Annotated in this window: 23 protein-coding genes; 15 read left to right on the top strand and 8 right to left on the bottom strand. The window is 68.4% G+C overall.

Features of this window, described 5'->3' with window-relative positions; genetic code table 11:
• The first annotated feature begins 90 nt into the window (after positions 1-90).
• The gene (locus tag BG90_RS25775) at positions 91-1,521 is read left to right on the top strand and encodes a TolC family protein (protein ID WP_081469941.1); all 1,431 of its coding nucleotides are present in this window, start codon (positions 91-93) and stop codon (positions 1,519-1,521) included.
• A gap of 82 nt (positions 1,522-1,603) precedes the next feature.
• Here BG90_RS25775 and BG90_RS35715 read toward each other — a convergent pair whose 3' ends face one another.
• Entirely contained in the window at positions 1,604-1,807 is a 204-nt protein-coding gene (locus tag BG90_RS35715; protein WP_124072347.1) for a hypothetical protein, read from the bottom strand.
• 16 nt (positions 1,808-1,823) lie between these two features.
• Positions 1,824-3,542 carry a gamma-glutamyltransferase gene (ggt, locus tag BG90_RS25770; RefSeq protein ID WP_010119051.1) on the bottom strand — a complete coding sequence of 573 codons (1,719 nt, stop codon included), beginning with the start codon at positions 3,540-3,542 and terminating at the stop codon, positions 1,824-1,826.
• A gap of 621 nt (positions 3,543-4,163) precedes the next feature.
• On the opposite strand from ggt, the gene BG90_RS25765 reads away from it, so the two are divergent.
• The 5 genes from BG90_RS25765 to BG90_RS37560 all read left to right on the top strand — a co-directional run bounded on the left by BG90_RS25765 (position 4,164) and on the right by BG90_RS37560 (position 12,328).
• On the top strand, positions 4,164-4,682 hold the full coding sequence (locus BG90_RS25765; protein ID WP_025990248.1) for a metal-dependent hydrolase: 519 nt from the start codon (positions 4,164-4,166) through the stop codon (positions 4,680-4,682).
• A gap of 298 nt (positions 4,683-4,980) precedes the next feature.
• Entirely contained in the window at positions 4,981-5,499 is a 519-nt protein-coding gene (locus BG90_RS25760; protein ID WP_010119055.1) for a hypothetical protein, read from the top strand.
• A gap of 379 nt (positions 5,500-5,878) precedes the next feature.
• The gene (locus BG90_RS25755) at positions 5,879-10,837 is read left to right on the top strand and encodes a DEAD/DEAH box helicase (RefSeq protein WP_045568449.1); all 4,959 of its coding nucleotides are present in this window, start codon (positions 5,879-5,881) and stop codon (positions 10,835-10,837) included.
• A 172-nt stretch (positions 10,838-11,009) separates the two neighbouring features.
• Positions 11,010-11,918 carry a LysR family transcriptional regulator gene (locus tag BG90_RS25750; RefSeq protein ID WP_010119081.1) on the top strand — a complete coding sequence of 303 codons (909 nt, stop codon included), beginning with the start codon at positions 11,010-11,012 and terminating at the stop codon, positions 11,916-11,918.
• On the top strand, positions 11,900-12,328 hold the full coding sequence (locus BG90_RS37560) for a hypothetical protein (RefSeq protein WP_235363859.1): 429 nt from the start codon (positions 11,900-11,902) through the stop codon (positions 12,326-12,328). Before BG90_RS25750 ends, BG90_RS37560 begins: the two co-directional genes overlap by 19 nt.
• 579 nt (positions 12,329-12,907) lie before the next feature.
• On the opposite strand, the gene BG90_RS25740 is transcribed toward BG90_RS37560, so the two are convergent.
• Positions 12,908-13,345, bottom strand: a complete 438-nt coding sequence (locus BG90_RS25740; RefSeq protein ID WP_010119084.1) for a YciI family protein — start codon at positions 13,343-13,345, stop codon at positions 12,908-12,910.
• The gene (locus BG90_RS35710) at positions 13,336-13,596 is read right to left on the bottom strand and encodes a hypothetical protein (RefSeq protein ID WP_144411706.1); all 261 of its coding nucleotides are present in this window, start codon (positions 13,594-13,596) and stop codon (positions 13,336-13,338) included. Before BG90_RS35710 ends, BG90_RS25740 begins: the two co-directional genes overlap by 10 nt.
• A 22-nt stretch (positions 13,597-13,618) precedes the next feature.
• On the opposite strand from BG90_RS35710, the gene BG90_RS25735 reads away from it, so the two are divergent.
• Positions 13,619-14,737 (top strand): 3-deoxy-7-phosphoheptulonate synthase, encoded by a 1,119-nt coding sequence (locus BG90_RS25735; protein ID WP_010109202.1) that lies wholly within the window; start codon positions 13,619-13,621, stop codon positions 14,735-14,737.
• Between the two features lie 88 nt (positions 14,738-14,825).
• Here the strand turns inward: BG90_RS25735 and BG90_RS25730 are convergent, their stop codons facing one another.
• Positions 14,826-15,494, bottom strand: coding sequence for an O-methyltransferase (locus tag BG90_RS25730; RefSeq protein WP_010119085.1), 669 nt, complete (start codon positions 15,492-15,494; stop codon positions 14,826-14,828).
• A gap of 432 nt (positions 15,495-15,926) precedes the next feature.
• Positions 15,927-17,399, bottom strand: coding sequence for a GGDEF domain-containing protein (locus BG90_RS25720; RefSeq protein WP_010119089.1), 1,473 nt, complete (start codon positions 17,397-17,399; stop codon positions 15,927-15,929).
• 3 nt (positions 17,400-17,402) lie between these two features.
• On the opposite strand from BG90_RS25720, the gene BG90_RS37920 reads away from it, so the two are divergent.
• The 3 genes from BG90_RS37920 to BG90_RS36525 all read left to right on the top strand — a co-directional run bounded on the left by BG90_RS37920 (position 17,403) and on the right by BG90_RS36525 (position 19,137).
• Positions 17,403-17,774, top strand: a complete 372-nt coding sequence (locus tag BG90_RS37920) for a hypothetical protein (RefSeq protein WP_010119090.1) — start codon at positions 17,403-17,405, stop codon at positions 17,772-17,774.
• A 263-nt stretch (positions 17,775-18,037) separates the two neighbouring features.
• Positions 18,038-18,709, top strand: coding sequence for a hypothetical protein (locus tag BG90_RS25715; RefSeq protein ID WP_010109209.1), 672 nt, complete (start codon positions 18,038-18,040; stop codon positions 18,707-18,709).
• 260 nt (positions 18,710-18,969) lie between these two features.
• The gene (locus BG90_RS36525; protein ID WP_162474156.1) at positions 18,970-19,137 is read left to right on the top strand and encodes a hypothetical protein; all 168 of its coding nucleotides are present in this window, start codon (positions 18,970-18,972) and stop codon (positions 19,135-19,137) included.
• A 30-nt stretch (positions 19,138-19,167) separates the two neighbouring features.
• On the opposite strand, the gene pcaQ is transcribed toward BG90_RS36525, so the two are convergent.
• Positions 19,168-20,175 carry a pca operon transcription factor PcaQ gene (gene pcaQ, locus BG90_RS25705; RefSeq protein WP_010109213.1) on the bottom strand — a complete coding sequence of 336 codons (1,008 nt, stop codon included), beginning with the start codon at positions 20,173-20,175 and terminating at the stop codon, positions 19,168-19,170.
• A 121-nt stretch (positions 20,176-20,296) separates the two neighbouring features.
• Here pcaQ and pcaH point away from each other — a divergent pair, with 121 nt between their 5' ends.
• From pcaH to aepX, 3 genes are all read left to right on the top strand, one after another.
• Positions 20,297-21,001: a protocatechuate 3,4-dioxygenase subunit beta gene (gene pcaH, locus BG90_RS25700; RefSeq protein ID WP_010119092.1), complete on the top strand. Its 705-nt coding sequence runs from the start codon at positions 20,297-20,299 to the stop codon at positions 20,999-21,001.
• A 2-nt stretch (positions 21,002-21,003) separates the two neighbouring features.
• Entirely contained in the window at positions 21,004-21,597 is a 594-nt protein-coding gene (gene pcaG, locus BG90_RS25695) for a protocatechuate 3,4-dioxygenase subunit alpha (RefSeq protein WP_010119093.1), read from the top strand.
• Positions 21,598-22,179: 582 nt separating this feature from the next.
• On the top strand, positions 22,180-23,091 hold the full coding sequence (gene aepX / locus BG90_RS25690) for a phosphoenolpyruvate mutase (protein WP_025990250.1): 912 nt from the start codon (positions 22,180-22,182) through the stop codon (positions 23,089-23,091).
• Between the two features lies 1 nt (position 23,092).
• Here aepX and BG90_RS25685 read toward each other — a convergent pair whose 3' ends face one another.
• Positions 23,093-23,488, bottom strand: coding sequence for a 6,7-dimethyl-8-ribityllumazine synthase (locus BG90_RS25685; protein ID WP_232288946.1), 396 nt, complete (start codon positions 23,486-23,488; stop codon positions 23,093-23,095).
• Positions 23,489-23,599: 111 nt separating this feature from the next.
• Here BG90_RS25685 and BG90_RS25680 point away from each other — a divergent pair, with 111 nt between their 5' ends.
• Positions 23,600-24,355: a PHP-associated domain-containing protein gene (locus tag BG90_RS25680; RefSeq protein WP_010119098.1), complete on the top strand. Its 756-nt coding sequence runs from the start codon at positions 23,600-23,602 to the stop codon at positions 24,353-24,355.
• 38 nt (positions 24,356-24,393) lie between these two features.
• Positions 24,394-25,284: a beta-keto acid cleavage family enzyme gene (locus tag BG90_RS25675; RefSeq protein WP_025990251.1), complete on the top strand. Its 891-nt coding sequence runs from the start codon at positions 24,394-24,396 to the stop codon at positions 25,282-25,284.
• Positions 25,285-25,350 lie beyond the last annotated feature (66 nt).

The raw sequence follows: 25,350 nt of genomic DNA, 5'->3' as shown, positions 1-25,350 counted from the left end.
CCAAAAAGATGCATGCGTTTCAACTCATTATTTAAAACGTTTAATTTGCAGCGTCGGCAGCTTGACGCAAGGCAGGAGATGGAGACGGAGATGTTTGAAACAGCGGATTTGGGTGCCTCGTCTAAATTTTGGCATGCGGGTTTTCACTTAACAACCCAACCCTTTCGAATTCACGCCCGTGCGGCTTACGTCACCGTTTGCGCGGCAATCGTCGCGCTCGGCACCGGTTCCGAATCGGCAAGCGCATTCTGTCTCGACGAGGCTTATCAGCACGCCGTCTCGAACGATCCGAAATTCCTGCAGGCACAGGCCGAATACGACGCCGCGCGGCAAAAGTACCCGCAGGCCCGCGCGCAGATGCTGCCGCAGGCGAGCGCACAGCTCGAATGGGGCCGCTACGGCACGCACGCGAACCTGTTCGGCATCGACGTGAGCGGCAACAGCAACGCGGCGTACGGCTCCGCGCAGGTCACGCAGGCGCTCTTCAACATGCCGTACCTGTACGACATGAGCCGTGCGAAGGAATTCGAGGAGTCCGCGCGGCAGCAGTTCGAAGTCGCGAAGCAGGAACTCATCATGCGCGTCGCGAACGCGTGCTTCGACCTGCTGTCCGCGCGCGAGAAGCTGCAGCTCGCCGACGACGAAGTCGACGCGCTCACGCGCCTCGAAAGCGATACGCGCAGGATGGCGCAGCTCGGGATGAAGACGATCGGCGACACCGCCGAGATCGAGGCGCGCAGGAGCCTCGCGCAATCGGACGAAGCGCTCGCGCGCACCGAAGTCGAGGCGCGCCGCGCCCGCTACGAGACGCTGCTCGGCTCCGCGATCGACTTCGCGCGCTGGCCGCGCCTCGCGATGCACGGCACGTCGCCGCGCATTCCGACGGGCGACTACCAGCCGCAGGACAATCCGTCGTACCGGCAGGCGTACCGCGACCTGCGCGTCGCGCGGCTCGCCGCGAAGCGCATCGGCGCCGAGCATCTGCCGACCGTCGACCTGTTCGCGTCATATTCGCGCGGGCTCAATCCGAACCTGCGCGGCCTCACCGACAAATCCGACTTCCATCAGAGCGCGGTCGGCGTGCAGGTGACGATTCCGATCTTCTCGGGCGGCAGCGTGCACTACCGGCAGGTCGAGGCCGAGCACGTCGCGACGCAGTACCAGAACCGGCTGCGCGAAGTCGAGCAGCAGCTCAGCACCGACCATCGCGAAACGCTCGCGGGACTGCAGTCGATCGGCGCGCGGATCCGCGCGCTGCAGCAGTCGCTGCAGGCCGCGCGGCTCGCGTACGACTCGTCGATGAAGGCCCACCAGGTCGGCTACAGCACGACGTACGAGACGCTGAACCTGCGCACCGACATCTCGAACATCCGCCAGAAGCTGTTCGAAAGCTATCTCGACGCGCTGAAGCTGCAACTGAAGCTGAAAGGGATTCTCGGCACGCTGGACGAGCAGTCGCTCGCGGCGGTCGACAGCTTCCTGACGAGCAACGCACTTTCGTCGGACCGGAAGAGCGAATGAGCGTGGGAGCGCGGGAGCGTGGCCGGTGCGGGCCGGCCGCGAACATCGCGCGCGTCCGGCGGAATGCGAGGTTCCGCTTCCGTCACACGACGGTCATGTCAGTCGTGACTCTCATGACGATCATGTGACGAACAGCGGAACGTTTTCGCTCGGCGCCGAACGCGCCGCGGCGGGCGGCGCGATCGCCATGATGACGCGATAACGATACAAAAGCGGCATGAACGCAGCGAAAGCCGAACGCGCCGCCGACCGGCGCGCCCGCGCCTTCGCCGCCGCGGCCGTCCATGCCGCGCGCTACACGCTCACTGAATCACGCGCGACACGCCGCGGCCGCGCGGATCGGACACGGCCTCGGGCGTCTTGCCGTCGATCTGGATCGCCTGGATGTCGCCGCTGAAATCCTGGCCCTTCAGCGTGTAGCCCTTCGCTTCAATGCCCTTCGCGAGCTCGCCGTCGATCGGGTGGTACGGCTCCCAGAAGATCGTGTTCGGCGGCAGCAGCTGGTGGTGGAAGCGCATCGCGCCCACCGCGTCCTTCAGCGGCATCTTGAAGTCGTACAGGTTCGTGACGACCTGGAAGATCGACGTGAAGATCCGCGAGCCGCCCGGCGTGCCGATCACGAGCGCGACCTTGCCGTCCTTCGTCAGGATCGTCGGCGACATCGACGACAGCGGCCGCTTCTTCGGCTCGATCGCGTTCGCGTCGCTGCCGACGACGCCGAACATGTTCGCGACGCCCGGCTTCGCGGAGAAGTCGTCCATCTCGTCGTTCAGCACGATGCCCGTGCCTTCGGCGACGACGCCCGAGCCGAAGTAGCCGTTGATCGTGTACGTGTTCGACACCGCGTTGCCCCACTTGTCGACGACCGAGAAGTGCGTCGTCTCCGCCTTCTCCGGCATCGTCGTGCCGAGGCCCGGCTGCACGCTCTTCGTGTCGGAGGGCTTCTGCGGATCGACTTCGGCCGCGCGCTTCGCGATGTACGCGTCGTCGGTCAATTGCGCGACGGGCACCTTGTAGAAGTCCGGGTCGCCGAGGTACTGCGCGCGATCGGCGAACACGCGCTTCTCGATCTCGGCGATCAGGTGCACGTATTGCGGCGAATTCAGCGTGACGCCGTCGAAGTCGGCCTTGCGGTCCGCCTTCATCTTCAGCAGCTGGACGAGGCCGATGCCGCCCGAGCTCGGCGGCGGCGCGGTGATCACGCGATAGCCGTTCCAGCTCGCCTGGATCGGCTGGCGCCAGACCGCCTTGTATTGCACGAGGTCCTGCTTCGTGATCAGGCCGCCGTCCTTCTTCATCGACGCGGCGATCAGGTCGGCCGTCTTGCCGTCGTAGAAGTCCTTCGCGCCGTCGTTCGCGATGCGCGTCAGCACCGCCGCGAGATCCGGCTGCTTGAAGTTCGCGCCCGCCTTCAGGCCGCTGAAGTGCTGATCGAAGTTCGTCTTGCCGCCGAACTCCTTCGACGCGTCGACGCCGCGCTGCGCGAGCTGCTCGTCGACGATGAAGCCGCTGCGCGCGTAGCGGATCGCGGGCGCGAGCACCTGCTTCCACTTCAGCTTGCCGAAGCGCTTCTGCGCCTCCCACATCCCGGCCACCGTGCCCGGCACGCCGACCGCGCGATCGCCGTACAGGCTCATGCCCTTGACGACGTTGCCGTCCTTGTCAAGGTACATGTCCTTCGTCGCGGCGAGCGGCGCGCGCTCGCGATAATCGAGGAAGTACGGCTTGCCGTCCATGTAGACGGTCATGAAGCCGCCGCCGCCGATGTTGCCCGCCTCCGGATAGGTGACGGCGAGCGTGAACGCGATCGCGACCGCGGCGTCGATAGCGTTGCCGCCTTCCTTGAAGATCTGCTCGGCGGCGTCGGCGCTGTACTTGTCGGCGACGGCGACGGCCGAGCCGTCCAGCACGACGCGCTGCGGACCTTTCGCGCAGGCGGGCGCGCTCGGCAGGAAGCCGACCGCGGCCGCGCTCACGAGCGTGGCGAGCACCGTCGACTTGAAGCGATTCGTTGCGTTCATTGCATGTCTCCCATTTTGATCTCCTTGCTAATTGGGGCACGAAAACCGGATGAATAGGCTTATAGCACGGCCGCGTGCGTTTACAAAAATGACGTTTCGTAGGTGCGCCTGCCGACGGGCTCAAGCGGGCGGCGCGGAAACGACCTCGCATCGCATGACGGTCGATTCGCATCGGACGACAGGCGACGCAGGCGGCGGATCCGCGCCCGCGCATCGACGGGCAGGCGAATCTCGCGAAGCCGCGGTTGCATGGACACGTGGACGCATGGGCGCCGTCCGCGCATCGACACAACGACTGCGTTCGCATCTTCGTCGCGCCGACAGCATCATCAATCCGACAGCACCATCAATGCTAGGGCGTTGCGTCGGGAAATTCGACGGCATCCGCATCTCGGCGACGACCGCACGCCGGCCGCCCTTGCCATGCCGGCATCGCCGGGCGACATCCGCGACATCCACGGCAGCCGTCGCCTCGCGCGCGCATCGCGACGCTTGCAACTTCACGTCCGCATCGTCCGATTCGCGCCGAAAACTTTTCTTCTCCGCTCCCGCGCGCCGCGCGCGAAATCTGCGAAGATAGCGCCCCTTTTCGATATCGCAGCGCGTCAACGCAACACCGGCATGGCATCACACGCAGCACATCATGCAAGCGGCTGGGCCGCGGGGCTCGTCGCCGCGGCGCTCGTCGCGCAGGCGGGCGCGGCGGGACCGTGGCATCTCCACAGCCTCGCCGCGTTCGCGGCGGGCGTCGCGGGCGGCACCGCGCCCGACTGGCTCGAAGTCGCTTGGTGGAGCCGCTCGCGGCGGCTCTGGATCACGCACCGCACCGTCACGCACTGGGGCGTCGCGTGGGTCGCGATGCTCGTCTTCGCCTACCGGTCGCTCGGCCATCGCCACCTATGGGCCGCGCCGCTCTTCGGCTTCGCGTGCGGCGGCCTCGTCCATCTGATCGCCGACTGGCCGAATCCGCTCGGCGTGCCGTGGCTCTGGAAGCGCCATTCGCTCAACTGGTGGAACAGCGGGCACTGCGACCTGATCGTCGTCGCGACCGCGTGGGCGGGCGCGCTGTGGCTCGCGCAGGCGGCGTGGGGGCACGCGGCGCCGCTCGCGCACTGGCTCGGCTGGCTGCGCAGCGTCTGAGCCGGCCGCCCGGCTGACGAGCGACCGGTCAACGGGCGATCGACCGTCCGACGACCATTCGTTCGACCGCCACCCAACGATGAATCACCAGTCGATAAACGGCCGCCCGAGCGACGGCCGCCCGAGCGACGATTGCCGGATCGAAGACCGCTCGACCGGCGACCGCTCGACGGACGGCCGTGCAGCAGCCGGTCGGGCGCGCCCGACCGCGTCGAGGCTGCCGGTAGAATGACGGGCGCGGCCCTGCCGCATCCCTCGACGATCAGGCCGGATCGTTCATATAACAACGCTCGAGAACATGACCGACGACATCACGACGACTTCGTCCGCCGCGCGCCCGCTGCCGGGCTTCGGCCCGCTTCGCTGGATCGTCCGGCACTGGCGCGGCGACTATTCGCTCGCCGTCAGCTTCTGGTTGAATCAAGCACCGATCTATGCGCTCCGGATGATCTGCAGCGAAGTGCTGTTGAACCGGGCGTTTTCGGCACTGGACCAGGCGCAGGCGCCGGGCGACAACGAAGCGATCGCGCATGCGTTGGCGAGCATCCCGGTGGCCGTCTTCGCCGACGCCGCGCTGTCTCTCCTCAACATCTGGTGGATCGTCGGTGTCTGGCGCGCGGCTGCGCGACACATCGATCGCACCGGCCGGCGCTTCTGGGCGCGCGCGGCGCAGGTCGTGATGGTGCTCGCCGCGATGAGAATCGTCTACGGGATCGCAAGCATTCCGCGCACGATCGAGACGTTCCAGTTGCTGATCCTCAATCCGATGAGCCTGTTGACGAACCCGATCGACGTACTGACGCGACTGCTGCTCTGACGGCGATCGGCGCGGGCGCGCGATTGCCGTGACGTGGTGAATGTGCGCGCCGATGCCGATGCCGATGCCGATACGCAACCGGCAACGCGAAGCAGCACGCGCATCGCATCATCGCAACCAATTGATCCAGCGTATTCCTTCCCGCCTTCGTCACGCCGTGACCAGCGCCATGGCCAGCGCCGTGTCGACCACCGCCCGCGCCCACGGCGAAGCGCGATCCGGCGGTTAGTCGCATCCCGCTGCCGCGCCCCGCTTCCCGCCGTCGACGCGCGCGCCGCCTCGCGCCGCGCCGCCGTCTGCAGACCGCCCGCGCGTCTGGCACACTATGTCGCCGGGCCGGGCCTTGCGACGCCCGCGCCCGCCCCCACTTACGGTTGCGATGGACGTCACCACCCCCCGCCCCGCCGCCGGCGCGCTCGACGCGTTCCACCCCGTCGTCGCCGCCTGGTTCTCCGACACGTTCGCCGCGCCGACGGGCGCGCAGGCGCTTGCGTGGCCGCACATCAAGGCCGGCCGCTCGACGCTCGTCGCCGCGCCGACGGGCTCCGGCAAGACGCTCACCGCCTTCCTGTCCGCGCTCGACGATCTGGTGCGCGATGCGCTCGCGCACGACGGCGCGCTGCCGGACGAGACGCTCGTCGTCTACGTGTCGCCGCTGAAGGCGCTGTCGAACGACATCCACGTGAATCTCGAGGCGCCGCTCGCCGGCATCGCCGCCGAAATCGCAAGGCGCGGGCTGCCGGTGCCGCAGATCCGCACCGCGGTCCGCACGGGCGACACGACGCAGGCCGAGCGCGTCGCGCACCGCAAGCACGCGCCGCACATTCTCGTCACGACCCCGGAATCGCTGTACGTGCTGCTGTCGTCCGAATCGGGCCGGCGCATGCTCGCGAACACGCGCACCGTGATCGTCGACGAAATCCATGCGCTCGCGAACAACAAGCGCGGCAGCCATCTCGCGCTGTCGCTCGAGCGGCTCGACGCGCTCGTCGGCCGCAAGCCGCCGAGGATCGGGCTGTCCGCGACGCAAAAGCCGGTCGAGGCAGTCGCGCGCTTTCTCGTCGGCGGCCGCGACGACGCGCCGCTCGACTGTGCGATCGTCGACACTGGCCATGCGCGCACGCGCGACCTCGCGCTCGAACTGCCGCCCGTGCCGCTCGGCCCGGTGATGGCGAACGACGTGTGGGAGCGCCTCTACGACCGGATCGCCGAGCTCGCGGCCGCGCACCGGACGACGCTCGTGTTCGTCAACACACGCCGGATGGCCGAGCGCGCCGCGCGCCATCTCGCCGACCGCCTGGGCGCGGACGCGATCGCCGCGCATCACGGCAGCCTCGCGAAAGAGCATCGCTTCGACGCCGAGCAGCGCTTGAAGCACGGCAAGCTCAAGCTGCTCGTCGCGACCGCGTCGCTCGAACTGGGGATCGACATCGGCGACGTCGATCTCGTCTGCCAGCTCGGCTCGCCGCGCGGGATCGCGCCGTTCCTGCAGCGCGTCGGCCGCTCCGGGCATCGGGTCGGCGGCGTGCCGAAGGGGCGGCTCTTTCCGCTGTCGCGCGACGAGCTCGTCGAATGCGCGGCGCTCCTCGATTGCGTGCGGCGCGGCGAGCTCGACAGGCTGCGGATTCCGCACGCGCCGCTCGACGTGCTCGCGCAGCAGCTCGTCGCCGAGGTCGCGTGCCGCGAGTGGGACGAGGACGCGCTCTATCGCTGCATGACGCAGGCCGCGCCGTACGCGGCGCTTTCGCGCGAGCAGTTCGACGACGTGCTGAAGATGCTCGCCGAAGGCTTCACGAGCCGGCGCGGCGCGCGCGCCGCGTACCTGCATCGCGACGTCGTCGCGCACGCGGTGCGCGGGCGGCGCGGCGCGCGGCTCGCGGCCGTCACGTCGGGCGGCACGATTCCCGACAACGCCGACTACGCGGTGCTGCTCGAGCCGCAGGGCGTGAACATCGGCACCGTCAACGAGGATTTCGCGGTCGAGAGCCTCGCGGGCGACGTGTTTCAGCTCGGCAACCAGTCGTACCGGATCGTCCGGGTCGAGACGGGGCGCGTGCGCGTCGAGGATGCGCACGGGCAGGCGCCGAACATCCCGTTCTGGCTCGGCGAGGCGCCCGCGCGCAGCGACGAGCTGTCGGCGGGCGTCGCGCGGCTGCGCGCGCATGTCGACGCGCTGCTGGCGCGTGGGGATGCGCGTGGGGATGCGCGCGGCGCGGACGATGGCGCGGATGTGGTCGATGTCGATGCGCAGAACGTCGGTGCGGCGGTCGCGATCGGCCGCGTTTCGCGCACGGGCGATGACGCGCGGCATGCTCGGCCGAACGCGCCGTCAGCCTCGCGCGTGACGGCGAGCGCGCGCCGCGATGCGCCGCTCGCGCGTGCCGATACGCCGGCGTCTCTAACCCGAACGCGGCCGCGCGCGGAAACCGGCTCGCCGCCGCCCGGCAAAGCCGCCGCTACCGGCGCGTGCGCCGCGCCGCCCGCCGACGCACGTACGCCGCCTGCCCGCGACGGCGAGGCCGCCCCTTTCGCGCAAGACGGCAGGCCAGTCGCCGCCGCGGACACCACCGGCCACGACGCGTCGCTCGGTCGCGACGCCGCCCCGCGCCCCGCGCCGGCTGCTGCGTCGCTGCCCGCCGCCGCATCCGCCGAAACCGCGCCGTCCGAAACCGCCCCCGAACCGCGCCGACTCGCGCCCGTGCTCGCGTGGCTGACGGGCGAGCTCGGCCTCGACGCCGAAGCCGCACGGCAGATCGCCGACTACCTCGCGCGCGCCCGCGCGGCGCTCGGCGCGCTGCCGACGCAGGACACGCTCGTGATGGAGCGCTTCTTCGACGAATCGGGCGGCATGCAGCTCGTGATCCACTCGCCGTTTGGCAGCCGGATCAACCGCGCGTGGGGCCTCGCGCTGCGCAAGCGCTTCTGCCGCACGTTCAACTTCGAGCTGCAGGCGGCCGCGACCGACGATGCGCTGATCCTGTCGCTGTCGCTCGCGCACAGCTTCGCGCTCGACGAAGTGTGGCGCTACCTGCGCTCGGCGAGCGCCGAACACGTGCTGATCCAGGCGCTCCTCGACGCGCCGCTCTTCAATGCGCGCTGGCGCTGGAACGCGACGACGTCGCTCGCGCTGCCGCGCTTCGCGGGCGGCCGCAAGGTCGCGCCGCAGTTGCAGCGGATGAAGAGCGACGATCTGCTCGCGACCGTGTTCCCCGATCAGGTCGCGTGCGCGGAGAACATCGTCCGCGAGCGCGAAGTGCCGAAGCACCCGCTCGTCGACCAGACGCTCGACGACTGCCTGCACGAAGCGATGGACACCGACGGCTGGCTCGCGCTGCTGCGGCGGATCGAGTCGGGCGGCGTCGCGCTCGTCGCGCGCGATTTGCCCGCGCCGTCGCCGCTCGCGGCCGAGATCCTCAACGCGAAGCCTTACGCGTTCCTCGACGACGCGCCGCTCGAAGAGCGCCGCACGCAGGCCGTGCTCGCGCGGCGCTGGACCGATCCGGAAGCGGCCGACGATCTCGGCGCGCTCGACGCGGGCGCGATCGATGCGGTGCGCGACGAAGCCTGGCCGCTCGTGCGCGACGACGACGAGATGCACGACGCGCTCGTCGGCCTCGCGTGCGTGTCCGACGGCGAAATCGACGCGAACGACGGCTGGCGCGCATGCGCCGAGCGGCTCGCGGCCCGCAAGCGCGCCGCGCGGCTCGCGCTCGCGGACGGCCGCGGACTGTGGCTACCGGCCGAGCGCGTCGCGTGCATGCGCGCGCTGTACGGCGGCGACGCGGCGCTCGAGCCGCCGCCCGGCTTCGACGCGCCGTGGGCGCCCGACGCGGCGCTCGTCGACGTGATCCGCGCGCGGCTCACGGGCTTCGGGCCGCTGACGGCCGACGCGCTCGCGGCGCCGCTCGCGCTGCCCGCGTCGTCGGTCGCGATCGCGCTCGCCGCGCTCGAGCGCGAAGGCTATGCGATGCGCGGCCGCTTCACGCCGGGCGCGCGCGACGACGAATGGTGCGAGCGGCACCTGCTCGCGCGCATTCACCGCTATACGGTCAAGCGCCTGCGGCGCGAGATCGAGCCCGTCGAGCTCGCGGACTTCATGCGCTTCCTGTTCCACTGGCAGCGCGTCGCGCCCGACACGCGCGGAATGGGCGTCGACGCGCTCGCGTCGGTCGTCCATCAGCTCGAGGGCTTCGAGGCGGCCGCGAGCGCATGGGAGGACGAGCTGCTGCCCGCGCGGCTCGCCGACTACGTGACGGGCGGCCTCGACGAGCCGTGCCGCGCGGGCAAGCTCACGTGGGCGCGGCTCGGCGCGCCGGCGAAGGCCGCGAGCGTGCCCGTGAAGACGACGCCCGTCGTGCTGCTGCCGCGCCGCGAGCTCGCCGTCTGGCAGGCGCTGCGCGATCCGGCCGCCCAGCCGGCGCTGTCCGCGCGCGCGGAGCGCGTGCGCGCGACGCTCGCCGCGTACGGCGCGATGTTCTTCGACGAGCTCGTCGCGCACGCGCGCCTGTTGCCCGTCGAGCTCGAACGCACGCTCGGCGAGCTCGTCGCGGCGGGCCTCGTCAACGCGGACAGCTTCGCGGGCCTGCGCGCGCTGATCAAGCCGGCCGCGCAGCGCAGCGCGCACCGGTCGTCGCGCGCGCGGCGCGGCGGCGCGCTGATCGGCGGGATGGACGACGCGGGCCGCTGGGCGCTCGTCCAGCGGCTGCCGCTGACGCGCGCCGATTTCGGCGACGACGAAGACGCGCTCGAAGACGTCGAGAACGGCGGCGGCATCGGCGTCGCTCGCCGTCTCGACGATCCGGACGCCGTCGCGCTCGGCGACGCGCGCGTGGCGCGCGCGATGCGCGCCGCACCGCCGCCGTCGGGCCGACATGCGATCGCGCCGGCCGCGCTCGAGCACGTCGCGCGAACGCTCTTGCGCCGCTACGGCGTCGTGTTCTGGCGGATCCTCGCGTGCGAAGCCGAATGGATGCCGAGCTGGCGCGAGCTGCTGCCCGTCTATCGGCGGCTCGAGGCGCGCGGCGAGATCCGCGGCGGCCGCTTCGTCGCGGGCCTCGCGGGCGAGCAGTTCGCGCTGCCCGACGCGATCCCGATCCTGCGCGAGCTCCGCCGCCGGCCGGCCGAGGGGCTGATGCTGTGCGTGAGCGGCGCCGATCCGCTCAATCTGACGGGCACGCTGCTGCCGGGCGACCGCGTGCCCGCGCTCGCGGGCAACCGGATTCTGTTCCGCGACGGCGTGCCGATCGCGTCGCTCGTCGGCGGACAGTTCGTCTATGCGCGCGAGCTCGACGCCGCCGAGCAGGACGACGCGCGCGCGAGGCTCGCGCGGCATCGATGACGCACGTGGCTTCCTCGGCGACGCGACGCGCATGAGCCGCGACGTTCGGCCCCGGCGCTGACGCGCGCCCCGCCATCGGCACGGCCGCCCCTTCGCCGCGCAAGCAACGTCGACGCCGCTTGCGGATCAGGTCGACCCGACGCCGTATGTCGCCGACGGCCTCGACACGCTGATGATCGTCGGCGTCAACTGGGGCGGCCCGGCGACGTTCAGGGGAATCGTCGTCGCCGATCAGCGCAGCTTTCGCGCGGCCGCGCGCACGCTCGGCGTGTCGCCGTCCGCGCTGAGCCACGCGATGCGCAATCTCGAGGCGCGCCTCGACGTACGGCTGTTCAACCGGACGACCCGCTCGGTCGCGCTGACCGAAGCGGGCGAGCAGTTCCTGCGCCGCGTCCGGCCGGCGATCGCCGATCTCGAGGATGCGGTGAACGAAGCGGCGGCGGCGCACAACCGTCCGTCCGGCTCGATCCGGATCAGCGCGTCGGAGAACGCGGCGCGGCCGCTGATCCGCCACGTGCTGCCGGGCTTCGTCGCCGCGTATCCGGACATCCATGTCGAATTCGTCGTCGATACACGGCTCGTCGACATCGTCGCGAACGGCTTCGACGCCGGCATCCGCGTGCTCGAAGACGTGCCGCGCGACATGATCGCGATCCGCTTCGGGCCGGACATGCGGTTCGCCGCGGTCGCGTCGCCCGCCTATCTCGCGCACCACGCGCCGCCGCAGGCGCCGCACGATCTGATGCGGCACCGCTGCATCCGCTTCCGTTTCGAAAGCGGCACGCTCTATCGCTGGGATCTCGAGCATCGCGGCAAGACCGCGAGCATCGACGTCGACGGACCGCTCACGCTCGGCAATTTGAATCTGATGGTCGACGCCGCGCTCGAAGGGATCGGGATCGCGTGGGTGCCGGAGCATCTCGCCGCCGAGCATCTGGCGCTGGGCCGGCTGGTTCACCTGCTGCCGGAGTGGAGCCCTTCGTTTCCGGGCTTGTGCCTCTACTATCCGGCCAACCGCCATCCGCCGACGGCGCTGCGGCTGTTCGCGCAGGCGGTTCGCGATTGGGGCGCGCGGAAATAGGCGGCTCGATCCGCGAGAGAATCGGCGTCGCTCGGCTTCGATTCGAATCGCCGGCGTGCGCCGCCCGCCGCTCGCGACAGGCGGCGCGTCCGCCGAGCCGCTTCCTCGCCGGTCCGATAAAGAGTAATCTGACGCCGCTTCGATCAACGACACCCGCGATGAGCAAAACCAGAAAATTCGCACTATTCGCCCTGGCTTTCACGGTCGTGGGTTCCTATCACCTGTTCACGTTTTTCCACAACAACCAGACCGGCTGCATCCCGTTCCGGGCGCATCTGACATGCCGCTATCAGAACGTGGAGAATTTTCAGAACCTGCAGAATCTCGAATTGTTCTTCGCGTGCGCGTGGCTCGCGGCTGCAGTGCTTTGCTGGATGACCGCGGCGCAGGCGCGCAAGGAGCGCGCATAGCGGGACGTCCGCGCCGGACGTGATGAACGCCGGCGGCAATTCGGTTCACCGCCTTCGACGAGGGCCGCTGGCGGCGTCTGCCGGGTCTTCTTTTCGCCGGCATCCTGGATGCGCTCGCGCGGCGCGTGCAGCGATACGCGCGTCATCGCAACAGGGCGCTCCGACGCGCGCGCATTGCCCGGCGGGCCGCCGGCTCGTGCACGGCGGCGTGAATCCTCCGAAGAAAGCGATCGACGAGGCGCTCGCCGAACGAGCTTCGGTCGCGTGGATGCTCGACGCATGGGGCGAGCGATTCGCCAATCGTCGAAATGCAAGTGGCCGACTCCGCGCAAGCGAATCACGACAGCACGACGCATGGCGCGCGGCTCGCGCTCGCACCGGCGCTGCGCGGACGGTCTCGCGCGCAACGCGGTCGCTAACCGCGATCCGCCGTCGTCGGCGAACGCGAGACGGCCTGATCCGGTCCGACGCCTGACGCCTGACGCCTGACGCCTGACGCCTGACGCCTGACGCCTGACGCCTGACGCCTGACGCCTGACGCCCGACGCCCGACGCTCAACGCCTGACGCAGGCGAAGCGTCAGCGCGCGCCCTTCGCGCGCTCGTCGATCTCCGTCCGCAGGCGCGCCTCCTGCTCCCGCAGCTCGGGCGTCAGCTCCACACCGAAGTCCTCCATCTCGAACAACGGCCGGATCTCGATCACCGACTCGCCTTCCATCGGATTCGGGCACCGCCTGACCCACTCGACGGCCTCGTCCATCGACGCGACCTTCCACAGCCAGAACCCGGCGATGAGTTCCTTGGTTTCCGCGAACGGCCCGTCGATCACGGTGCGCGCGCTGCCCGAGAAACGCACCCGCTTGCCCTTGGCGCTTGGATGCAGACCTTCGCCCGCGAGCATCACGCCCGCCTTCACGAGCGCCTCGTTGAACTTGCCCATCGCTTCGAGCAGTTCCGTGCCGGGCATCTTGCCCGCTTCCGATTCGTTCGTCGCCTTTATGATCACCATCACACGCATCGTCTTCCCTCCTCGAGTGGAATGTTCGAGCCGCGCCGCCGCCGAATCCGGCCCGGTTTCATCCTGCGGCCCTCGACACAACGACGAACCAGCGCCGCCGATTTCGACACCCGCGCGCAAAAATATTCAGCGCGGGCGTCGCCGCCCGCCGCCGGCTCCGGCCGACGCGGCGCGATCGTTTGCCGCAACGCAGCGCGAACGCGTCCGCCCGCCGCCCCGGCCGCGGCGCGGATGCCATAATCGTGGCTCATTTCGCAGAATCGGGACCCCACCATGAAAAATATCGACAATCCCCAGCACGACCGGGAAGCGGGCTTCGCCGACGCGACGCAGGACACGACGCGCATCGACGACGTCCGCATCGGCGCGGTGCGCCCGCTCATCTCCCCGGCGCTGCTGCAGGACGAGCTGCCCGTGCCGCCCGCCGTCCAGACGCTCGTCGAGAAGCGCCGCCAGGCGATCGGCGACGTGCTGCACGGCCGCGACGACCGCCTCGTGACGGTCGTCGGCCCGTGCTCGATCCACGATCACGATCAGGCGCTCGACTACGCGCGCCGGCTCAAGGTGGCCGCCGACGCGCTGCAGGACGACCTGCTGATTGTGATGCGCGTGTATTTCGAGAAGCCGCGGACGACGATCGGCTGGAAGGGCTACATCAACGATCCCCGGCTCGACGGCAGCTTCCGCATCAACGAAGGGCTGCGCGCCGCGCGCCAGCTTCTGCTCGACATCAACGCGCTCGGCCTGCCCGCGGGCACGGAATTCCTCGATCTGCTGAGCCCGCAGTACATCGCGGACCTGATCGCGTGGGGCGCGATCGGCGCGCGCACGACCGAGAGCCAGAGCCATCGCCAGCTCGCGTCGGGCCTGAGCTGCCCGATCGGCTTCAAGAACGGCACCGACGGCGGCGTGCAGATCGCGGCCGACGCGATCGTCGCGGCGCGCGCGAGCCACGCGTTCATGGGCATGACGAAGATGGGGATGGCGGCGATCTTCGAGACGCGCGGCAACGACGACGCGCACGTGATCCTGCGCGGCGGCAAGAAGGGCCCGAACTACGACAGCGCGAGCATCGAGGACAACTGCGCGGTGCTGCGCAAGGCGGGCCTGCGCGAACAGGTGATGGTCGACTGCTCGCACGCGAATTCGAACAAGTCGCACTTGCGGCAGATCGACGTCGCCGAGGATCTCGCGCGGCAGTTGTCGCAAGGCGAGCGGCGCATCACCGGCGTGATGATCGAGAGCAATCTCGAGGCCGGCCGTCAGGATCTGAAGCCGGGCGTGCCGCTGCAATACGGCGTGTCGGTCACCGATGCGTGCCTGAGCTGGGCGCAGACCGAGCCGGTGCTCGACACGCTCGCGCAGGCGGTGCGGCGGCGGCGCGCGGCCTGACGGCGGGCGCGCCCGTCCGCGGCTCCGGAACGGCGCGACGCGGCACGATGCCGCCGCGTCGCGCCGCCTGCCGTGCCGACCACGCCGATTACGCGGACACGACCGTCAACGCGAACCCATCCCAGCCTTTCGAGCCGACCGTCTGCAGCGCGGTCGTCGTCAGGCGCGGATCGGCGGCGATCGGGCGGAAGTATTCGCGCACGCCGATCGCATCCGGATCGAGGTTCTGCCGATCCGCGACGCGCCCCTGCCGCACGACGTTGTCCGCGACGATGACGGTCCCCGCGCGGGCCAGTTCGACCGTCAGCGGCAGATAGGCCGGATAGTTTTCCTTGTCGGCATCGAGAAAGATCAGGTCGAACGGCTCGGTCCGCTCGGCGATCAGCCGCTCGAGGCTGTCTTTCGCGCGGCCGACGACGACCGACACGACGTCCGCCAATCCCGCGCGCGCGACGTTCTCCCGCGCGAGCGCCGCATGGTCCGGATTCGCTTCGAGCGTCAGCAGCGCGCCGCCCGGCGGCAGCGCCCTCGCGAGCCAGATCGTGCTGTAGCCGCCGAGCGTGCCGAGCTCGAGAATCCGGCGCGCGCCGCGGATCGTCGCGAGCAGGTTCAGGAACTTGCCCTGATTCGCGGTGACGTTGATGGCCGGCAGGCCGGCCGCCTTGCTCGAAGCCAATGCCGCATCCAGCGCCGGGTCGGACGGCGCGAGCCGGCGGCAGAAAAAAACGTCCACCGCGCTCCATTGTCGTTCGCTCATCGCGCGCCTTTCGCTGTCGGGGGAAGGCCATTCTATGCTCGGCGGCGCGCCGTCGCCTTGCGATCACCGGCTGGATTTGCCTGACCGGTCGTCAGGACGAAATCGAAGTCGGAACGCGCGGCGAGCATCGCCGCACGGCCGCGTCGCCGCCGGTCAAGCCGTTTGAGCCGTTCGAGTCGTTCGAGCCGTTCGAGCCGTTCGAGCCGTTCGAGCCATTCGAGCCGTTCGAGCCGTTCGAGCCGTTCGAGCCGTTCAAGCCGTTCAAGCCGTTCAAGCCGTTCAAGCCGTTCAAGCCGTTCAAGCCGCTCGCGCGACTTGAGTCGCTCGGGCCGCTCGAGCGGAGCAAGCGGCCCAAGCGGATCGAAGCCCCGGAGCGCCGGAGAAAACCGCTCGAAGCCGCCGCGCCCGAGCGCCCCGAAGCCGCCCGCCGCATCAGCCGAGCCCGACGTCGGCCACGCGATTCCGTCCGCCCGCCTTCGCCTGATAGAGCGCCTGATCGGCCGCCTCGACGACGGCCGCGACGTGCGGCGCGGGCGTGCCGTCCGGCTGCCACACCGCGACGCCGACGCTGACCGTCACGAACCCGACTTCCGATCCTTCGTGCTCGATCCCGAGCATCCGCACGCCCATCCGCACGCGCTCGGCGACGACGAGCGCGCCGCCGCGCGGCGTGTCCGGCAGCACGACGACGAACTCCTCGCCGCCGTATCGCGCGACGACGTCGCCGAGCCGCGCCGCCTGCTGCGCGATGCAACGCGATACGGTCGCGAGCACGTCGTCGCCGACCTGATGTCCGTACGTGTCGTTGTAGCGCTTGAAGTGATCGATGTCGACGAACAGGATCGCGAGCGGCCGCTCGCCGCACACCGCGCGCCGCCATTCGCGCTCGAGCGTCTCGTCGAGCGCGCGCCGGTTGTGCAGGCCCGTGAGGCTGTCGGTGCCCGCGAGCCGCGCGAGCGCCGCTTCGGCCGTCGACTTGCGCCACAGCGAATGCGCGAGATACGCGCTCATCACGACGAAGATCAGCGCGAACACGCCCGTCAGCACGCCGAAGCGCCACGCGCGGACCCGCCATGCCGCATAAATGTCCTCGTCGGCGATCGCGACCTGCACGATCAGCGGAATCTCGTCGAGCCGGCGATACAGGTGGAAGCGCTTCACGTGATCGATCGGCGTGACGTCGAAAAACTCGCCCGAGCGCCCGAACTGCATGCGCATGTACGGGCTCGTCCCGCTCAGGTCGAGGCCGATGGTCTTCTCGTCGAACGGAATCCGCGTCACGATGCGCCCGTCCGTGCGAATCAGCGCCAGCGCGCCGTGCGGGCCGACGTCGGCCGCCGCCAGCAGTTGCTGGAAATACGACAGGCGCACCGCGAGCACGACGACGCCCGCGAACGAGCCGTCCGCGCGCTCGATGCGGCGCGACAGCGCGACGCTCGGCTCGCCGCCTCGCGCCGGAATCCGATACGGACCGCTCAGGAATGTTCCGAGCTTCGGATCGTCGCGTTGCGCGGCGAAGAAGTCGTACGACGCGAAACGCCCCGGCGGCAACGGGCCGTCCACCGATGCGAGCCGCACGCGCCCGCGCGCGTCGAGCACGTAGATCGCGCCGGCCGAGTTGGCGGCCACGGCGGCGTCGAACAGGATCTCGCGGCGCAGATCGGCGGACAACATGGCGATCCGTCGTCGGTCGCCGAGCTGCGCGGCGATGCGGCGCAGCGTCAGGTCGTACAGGCGAAAGCCTCGCGTGACATCGTGCTCGATCATCCGCAACGTGTTGCGCGCGGCGTCCTGCGCGTGCTCGAACGCGTCGTCGCGGCTGTCGCGCAGGATCGCCGCGCAAATGGACATCATGACGATCGCGATCGCCACCGCGCCGGCGATCACCATGTAGCCGAGCGGCATCCGGTGCGACAGCCCTCGCCGTCCGCGCAAGCCGGCATGTATCGATTTCATGCTTGTCTAGATGAGCGCGACGCGCTTCGTCACGAAAAAGTTCGCCGGCCATTATCCGTGATGCGAGCCGCGCGACGCGCATCGGAAACGACGCGCGATCGCGCGCCGCCGTGCCGAACCGGATCGGAATATTCCGACCGCGAAGTGCATCGACATGCCGAATCGGCGACGCGAGGCAATCGATCGGAAAGCGTTTCGAATCGACGTCGCGGAATGCGACGAGCGGCTATTTTATCGAACGTTCGACGCCGTGTTGACCCAGTGCACGTCGATTCGACACAGGTCGCGGGAAAGCGCTCAAGAACGCCGAATCGACGCCGATAACAACCCGCATGCGCGTGATCGCTCAGCCGTTTCCGTCTCGCTTGCGCAATCGAACGAACCGCATCGCCGCCGTTCGGCGATGCAATCGCGCTTGCGCACGCGAGCCCGGCCGTCATACTTTTTCGTCACGCGTGATTGCATGTCGCGAGAAACGCGCGCTCGAAAGCATCGAGCGTTTCAGGCAGCGAAACGCAGAAGCCGCCCCTATTCGAACGGCAAACGCCGTAGCAGGACTTCCAATCCACTCGCTCTTCATTTTCGCCATGGCAACCGCTAAATCGTCCTCGTCCATTCCCACCGAATTCCTCTACATCGGCGCGGCCGGCGAGCACTACATCATGTCCGAGTGCTTCCGCCACAACATGGAGGCGTTCAAGCTGCCGATCGACAAGGGCTTCGATCTGGTCGTCACGCGCGCGTACCGGCATCTGTCGCGGCTCGACGATGCGCCGAGGCCGGTCGACCGCAGCGTGCCGGAAACGCCGGTCTACGTGCAGGTCAAGAGCCGCCAGGCCACACCGATCGCGCCGCCGAAGGAAAAAGGAGAGCGGCCGAGCTGGGAAGGCTATTTCTCGATCAAGCCGTCCGATCTCGAGCTCATCTGCGCGACGCCCAATTCGGCGCTCGCGTGCGTGCTGTTCGTCGACACGCACGGCGAACTGATGCGCAGCCGGACCGCCTATGCATGGTGGATGTCGAGCGCGTACGTGAATCTGATGCGCGACAGCGGGCATTTCATCGAGATGCCGAACAAGGACACGCTCGAGCTGTGGGTGCGCTACGTCGAGCCGGCGCCGGACAGCGGCTACAAGCAGAACACGTATATCTCGTTCTTCAAGCAATGCCAGATCAAGGGCTCGGAGCCGGGCAAGAAATCGAGCGGCTTCCTGCTGCCCGAAGAGCGGTTCGACTTCGGCAAGCTCGGCGCGGAATGAGCGGGCGGGCGTCGTTCGCCGTTCATCGTTCGCTGTTCATCGTTCGCTGTTCATCGTTCATCGTTCGTCGCTCGTCGTTCGCCGTGCGATGCAATGCGCTGCAATGCAATGCGCTGCGTTGGCGACGGGGCAAGCGCGCAGCGGATGTCGGATCGCGTGGACGTCGGCATCGCGGCGGGCCGCCGCGTCGCACACGACATTATCCGGGGGATGCGCAGCCGACGGGCAATCACGTCGAAGCGCGTGCGTGATCGATGACGATGAGGCGAATCGCCGGCTCGGTTGAGGCAGTCGATGCGCTTTGGGTGACCGCTTCGGTCGATACAGTCGATGCAGTCGAATCGACCGATGCGATCCAAACGCTCGAAACGACCGAATTGGCAAAAGCGATCAAGCACGCCAAGGCGATCGACAAGCGCGCCGACTGACCACCGACCTCCGACCGAGCGCATCCGACGTCAGGACTTGTGCCCGCGCCCGCCCCCGCCGCGCGCTTTCTTCGCGACGCCCTGCTCCCCGCGCCGTCGCCCGCCCGCCGCACCGAGACGCCGCCGCGCGACCGCGCGCACCGCTTCGATCAGCGAGCGCGCGACGGGCGACGGCTGCGCATCGGTGCGCAGGATCAAGCCGACCGGCTCGTCCGCGCCGTCGACGGGCAACGCGAGCCGCACGAGCGTGCCGGCCGCGAGATCGTATTCGGCCGCATAGCGCGGCACGAACCAGATCGCGTCGTTCTCGAGCGCGAGCGCGCGCGCGACCGACACCGACAGCACCTCGACGAACGAGTCGAGCGGCGGCGCGCCGCACGCGCTCAGCAACTGCTCGGCCGCCTGGCGGATCAGCGTGCCGTACGGCGGCAGCACGACCGGATAGTGCGCGAGCTGCGAGGCGGGCGCGGCGCTCGCCGCGAGCGGGTGGCCCGCGCGCACGACGGCGACGAGCGGCTCGTTGTACAAATGCTCGAACGACAGCCCGACCATCCGCTCCGGCTCGGACAGCCGCCCGATCGCGCATTCGATCGCGCCGGACTTCAGCCGCTCGAGCAGTTCGGCGTTCGCGACGGTCGTGACCCGCACGACCGCGCGCGGCCATTCGTTCGCGAGCGCCTTCAGCACGGCGGGCGCGAGCGACGCGGCGACGGTCGGCAACATGCCGATTTCGAGCGTCGCGGCCGCGCCGCCGCTCTCGCGCGCGAGGAGCCCGACGCCCTGCCGCAGCGCGAGCACGCACGCGCTCGCATGCGGAATGAACAACTGCCCCTCGCGCGTCGGCCGCGCGCCCTGCCGGCCGCGCTCGAACAGCTTCACGCCGAGGATCGACTCGAGCTCGGCGATCGTCTTCGACACGGCCGGCTGCGTGATCGACAGGCTTTGCGCGGCCTTCTGCACGCTGCCGAACTGCGCGACGGCGAGAAAGCACTGCAGGTGCCGGAATTTGACCCGGCCGTCGGCGATCCGATGTTGCATAACGTCTGGTTATACGATCAGCGATAAAACATCATTTTGCATAACTTTCCGGATTAGCTAAAGTCCTTCCATCCCGCTTTGACAACCATCAATTGACAACCATCAATCTGGAGACGACTCGATGGATTCCTCGACGCTCGCGCCGCGCGACTGGCCGTCGCATCCCGCGTACATTCATCCGCCGTACCGTTCGTCGGTGAAGCGCGGCCCGACGCAGCCGCTGATTCCGCTGAAGGACAAGCTGCGCAACCAGCACGCGCCCGTCTACGGCGCCGACGACCTCGGCCCGCTCGACCACGACCTGACGAAGAACGCGGTGAGGAACGGCGAGCCGCTCGGCGAGCGGATCATCGTCACGGGCCGCGTGCTCGACGAAGGCGGCAAGCCGGTGCGTAATACGCTCGTCGAAGTGTGGCAGGCGAACGCCGCGGGCCGCTACGTGCACAAGGTCGACCAGCACGACGCGCCGCTCGACCCGAACTTCCTCGGCGCGGGCCGCTGCCTGACCGACGAGCACGGCCGCTATCGCTTCCTGACGATCAAGCCGGGCGCATATCCGTGGGGCAACCATCCGAACGCATGGCGGCCGAACCACATCCACTTCTCGCTGTTCGGCGACTACTTCGGCGCGCGGCTCGTCACGCAGATGTATTTCCCGGGCGATCCGCTGCTCGCGCTCGACCCGATCTTCCAGGGCACGCCCGAGGACGCGCGCGATCGCCTGATCTCGCGTTTCTCGATCGACACGACCGAAGAAGGTTTTGCGCTCGGCTACGAATTCGACATCGTGCTGCGCGGCCGCGACGCCACCCCGATGGAGCGCTGAGCATGACGACGCTGAAACAGACCCCTTCGCAAACCGTCGGCCCGTACTTCGCGTACGGCCTCTGCCCGCAGCAGTACAACTACGACCTGAAGAGCCTCTTTTCACCGGTGATCGCGACGCCCGAGGCGGCGGGCGAGCACATCGCGCTCGTCGGCCGCGTGTTCGACGGCGACGGCAACGTCGTCGGCGACGCGGTGCTCGAGTTCACGCAGGTCGACGGCGCGGGCCGCTATCCGGCGTCGCGCGAAGAAGCCGCTGCGAGCGGCTTTCGCGGCTTCGCGCGCGTCGGCACGGGCACGGATGCGCAGAACCGCTTCGTCGTCCATACGGTGAAGCCGGGGCGCACGTCGGAGACGGGCGCCCCGCACGTCGACGTGACGGTGATGATGCGCGGGATCCTCACGCATGCGTTCACGCGGATCTATTTCGACGACGAAGCGGCCGCGAACGAAACCGACGCGGTGCTCGAAAGCGTGCCGGCCGAGCGCCGCGCGACGCTGATCGCGAAGCGCGACGCGCAGGCGAACGGCGTGACGATCTATCGCTTCGACATCCGCATGCAGGGCGAACAGGAAACGGTGTTCTTCGACGTCTGAACGCGAAACGCCGCGGGCCGCGGGAACGCGCGGCCCGCGTCACGGCCCGGACGCATCGCATTCGCCCGGCGTGCGCGAATGCCTCGGCCGGCCCCTCCGCCGGCTTCCCTTCCCGTTCCCTTCCTCGTGCCACGACAACGGCAATCGCCGTTCGCCGTCCCTCGCCGCACTCGCTTCGTTCCGCCCGCCGTTCCCGGCCTCGACGGCCGCGACGCCGCGCGGAATCGATCGAAGCTGTCGCGACACGCTCGCCGCGAGACGCGACGCGATCGCCGCACATCGACGGCACCGCCCTCGCCCGGCCGGCCAACGCTCGACCGCCTCGCCTCAGGCCTTGCCGCCGCTTCATCTTTCGCATGCGGTCCGTCGGGACGGCGCGCGGGACGGACATTTCCGTCCGAAATAAAAATCAAGCCAATCAACCGAATTGAAACAACGATCCTTTTTAATTTTCAAAAAAAGTAATTTACATATTCCAAAAATTCAAATCGTCATCAACTTGACATACTTCCATCACGGCCTAGACTCCGTTAATACATTTACGCCGTATTTAAAACGTCCCCATTATCGTCAAATTACAAAATGTCCATTCATTACAAACGCCCGACAAATTCGGATCGCGTGTCCTTATTCAGGAACCAGATACGGAATAAGAAATGCCTCAGAATCATCGAGTCATTCAGTCCGCTGAGCGCGCTGATCGTCGAATCGCTCCGCAGCGGCGATGACGACGCGGAAGTCCGCTATGACGGCTTCTGGTCGAGTTCGCTCACCGATTCGACCTTGCGAGGCAAACCCGACATCGAATTGCTCGACATACGCAGCCGCCTTTCGAACATTTCCGAAATCTTCGAAAACACCAATCTCCCGTTGATCATGGACGGAGATACCGGCGGTCAGCCCGAGCATCTCGCAATCAACGTGCCGTTGATCGAGGCGGCCGGCGTATCGGCCGTGATCTTCGAGGACAAGATCGGACTGAAGCGCAATTCGCTGTTGGGCAACGACGTGTTTCAGGAACAGGCGTCTGTCGACGATTTTTGCGAGAAAATCGGAATCGCCATGCGCGCGAAGCTTCACGAAGACTTCATGGTGATCGCGCGCATCGAAAGCCTGATACTCGACAAAGGCATCGACGACGCGCTCCTGCGCGCATGCCGATACACCGAAGCGGGCGTGGACGGCGTCATGATCCACAGCCGCCGGACCTCGCCCGCCGAGGTGTTCGAATTCGCGCGCCGCTATCGGCGCGCGTTCCCGTCGACGCCGCTCGTGTGCGTGCCGACGAGCTACAACGACGTGCATTTCAACGAGCTGGCGGAAGTCGGGTTCAACGTCGTGATCTACGCGAATCATCTGCTGCGCGCCGCGTATCCCGCGATGCGGCAGGCCGCGCAAGGCATCCTCGAGCACGGCAGATCGCTGGAAATCGAATCCATGCTGCTGCCGATCAAGGACGTCCTGTCGCTCATCCCGGGTCCGAGCCCCGGTTGATTCACAGCATCGCGCAAACCGCCTTCAGCGCGTTGGCCGCGTACAGGCGCAATCGAGGCGGAATCTGATGCGGTTGAATGTCGGGGCCGAGAATGCCGACGCCGACGGGCTTCATGAATTCCAGCTGCAAATCGACGAGAGCGCGAATCACGGCCTGCGCCATCACGAGCCCGTGCTGCGTTTCGCCCTTCTCGATGATTCCGAGGACGACGGCCGCGTCGACGTTGTCGTCCAGCAGCGCACGCTTGGCGGCAAGCGGCTTTTCCATGGAGCCCGGCACGCCTTTCTCGTAGACGATCTCGACGCCCGCCGCACGCGCCTCGACGCGCACCGCCTCGCGCATCTGCGCGACTTCGTTTTCGTGATACGTACCGTAAATGACTGCGATTCTTTTCACGTTGCCCTCGTTATATGCCATACCGTCTTCGACAACGACGGTCATTCGCCGTCATTGGCGGCGACTCTCGATTGATTCATTCTCGCATAACTCTTTTTGAGGAGTGGTCGAATGAAACTCGATACGCACGTTCATCTTCTTCCCAGCAAGAGCGCGTCGCCGGACTGGGACGAGATCCGCTTCACGCTCGACGCCGCGCGCCGTGACGGACTCGACGCGGTATGCATCTGCGAGCACCTGGACGCGACGCATTACCACGCGCTGCTCGCCGACCTGTTCGAGCGCAACGTGCTCGGCGGCGCGCCGCTTTCGGAAGGCGTGCTGCGCCTGCCCAACGGCCTGACCGTCAGCGCCGGCGCCGAGGTGTCGCTGCGCGGCGGCGGCGACGCGGGCGTTCACGCGTCGCCGTCGACGCTGCGCGCGCTCGATCCTCAAAAGGGCGTCTACTCGCTGCCCGCGCTCCTCGACGCGCTCGAAGCCGCGGGCGAGCCTTACGCGATCGTCGCGCACCACGTGTACTTCAATCACAAGTGGATCGACGAGCTGCCGTCCGCCGGCCGGCGCCTCGACGCGATCGAGCTGCCCGCCAAGGATCTCGGCGCATCGGACCGCTACCGCAGCCTCGCGTCGCAGCTCGAATTGCCGCTCGTGGGCGGCGGAGACGGGCACACGTGGCTGCAGGTCGGCGCCTGCTACACGTTCTTTCCCGACGACGCGTGGTCGAGCGGCGCCGACTTCTCGGTGCAACGATTCAAGGATGCGCTGAAGGCCCGTCACGCCGAGCCCGTCCCGATTCCGGGCGCGGACCGGTTCATCAGGATGTCCCGCCTCTATCGCGACCGCATCAATCGCGCGACGCCGCAATGACGGCCCGCGGCACCGCCCACCGTTTCAGAGGACACGACATGACAAAGCGAAAAACCATCCTGACCTGCGCCGTGACGGGCAGCCAGACCCGCCAGGACCAGAATCCCAATTTGCCGATCACCCCTCGGCAGATCGCCGAATCGTCGCTCGAAGCGGCCGACGCCGGCGCGGCGGTCGTCCATCTGCACGTGCGCGACCCGCACACGGGCAAGGCGTCGATGGACCTCGCGCATTACCGCGAGGTCGTCGAGCGCATTCGCGAGAAGAACCCGGCGCTGATCCTCAACATCACGACCGGGCCGGGCGGGCGCTTTCAGCCGGGCGAACCCGATCCGCTCGTTCCCGGCCCGCGCACGAACCTGCTGCCGCCGCAGCGGCGCGTCGCGCATCTCGGCGCGCTGCGCCCCGACATCGCGACCGTCGATCTGGACACGATGTTCTTCGGCGGCGAAGTCGTCATCAATACGCCGGCGAGCATCCGGACCATCGCGCGCGCGATCTACGAGACGGGCGCGATCCCCGAGCTGGAGCTCTTCGACACCGGCAACCTGCATCTCGCGCGCGACCTGTTCGACGACGGCACGTTCCGGCATCCGGCGATCGCGAGCCTCATCGTCGGCATCAAGTACGGCATGCCGGCGACGCCGGAAGCGCTCGTCTTCGCGAAGTCGCTCCTGCCGCCCGGCGTCGAATGGACCGGGTTCTCGATCGGCCGGCACGCGTTCCCGATGCTCGCGCAGTCGTTCATCCTCGGCGGACACGTCCGCATCGGCATGGAGGACACGATCTACATCGACAAGGGCAAGCTCGCGTCCGGCAACGCCGAACTGGTCGACAAGGCGAAGTGGATCGTCGAGCGCCTCGGCGGCGAGCTCGCGTCCGCCGACGAAGCGCGCGCGCAGCTCGGGCTCGAGGCACAGCCCGCCTGAACGATCCGCTCCGGCCGCATCGCATCGCATCGCATCGCGCCGCGCCGCATCGCGCGGCCGGTCCGC

The organism is Burkholderia oklahomensis C6786 (assembly GCF_000959365.1).
GTDB classification, from domain to species: Bacteria; Pseudomonadota; Gammaproteobacteria; order Burkholderiales; family Burkholderiaceae; genus Burkholderia; species Burkholderia oklahomensis.
This window is presented reverse-complemented; position numbering and strand designations above follow the sequence as displayed.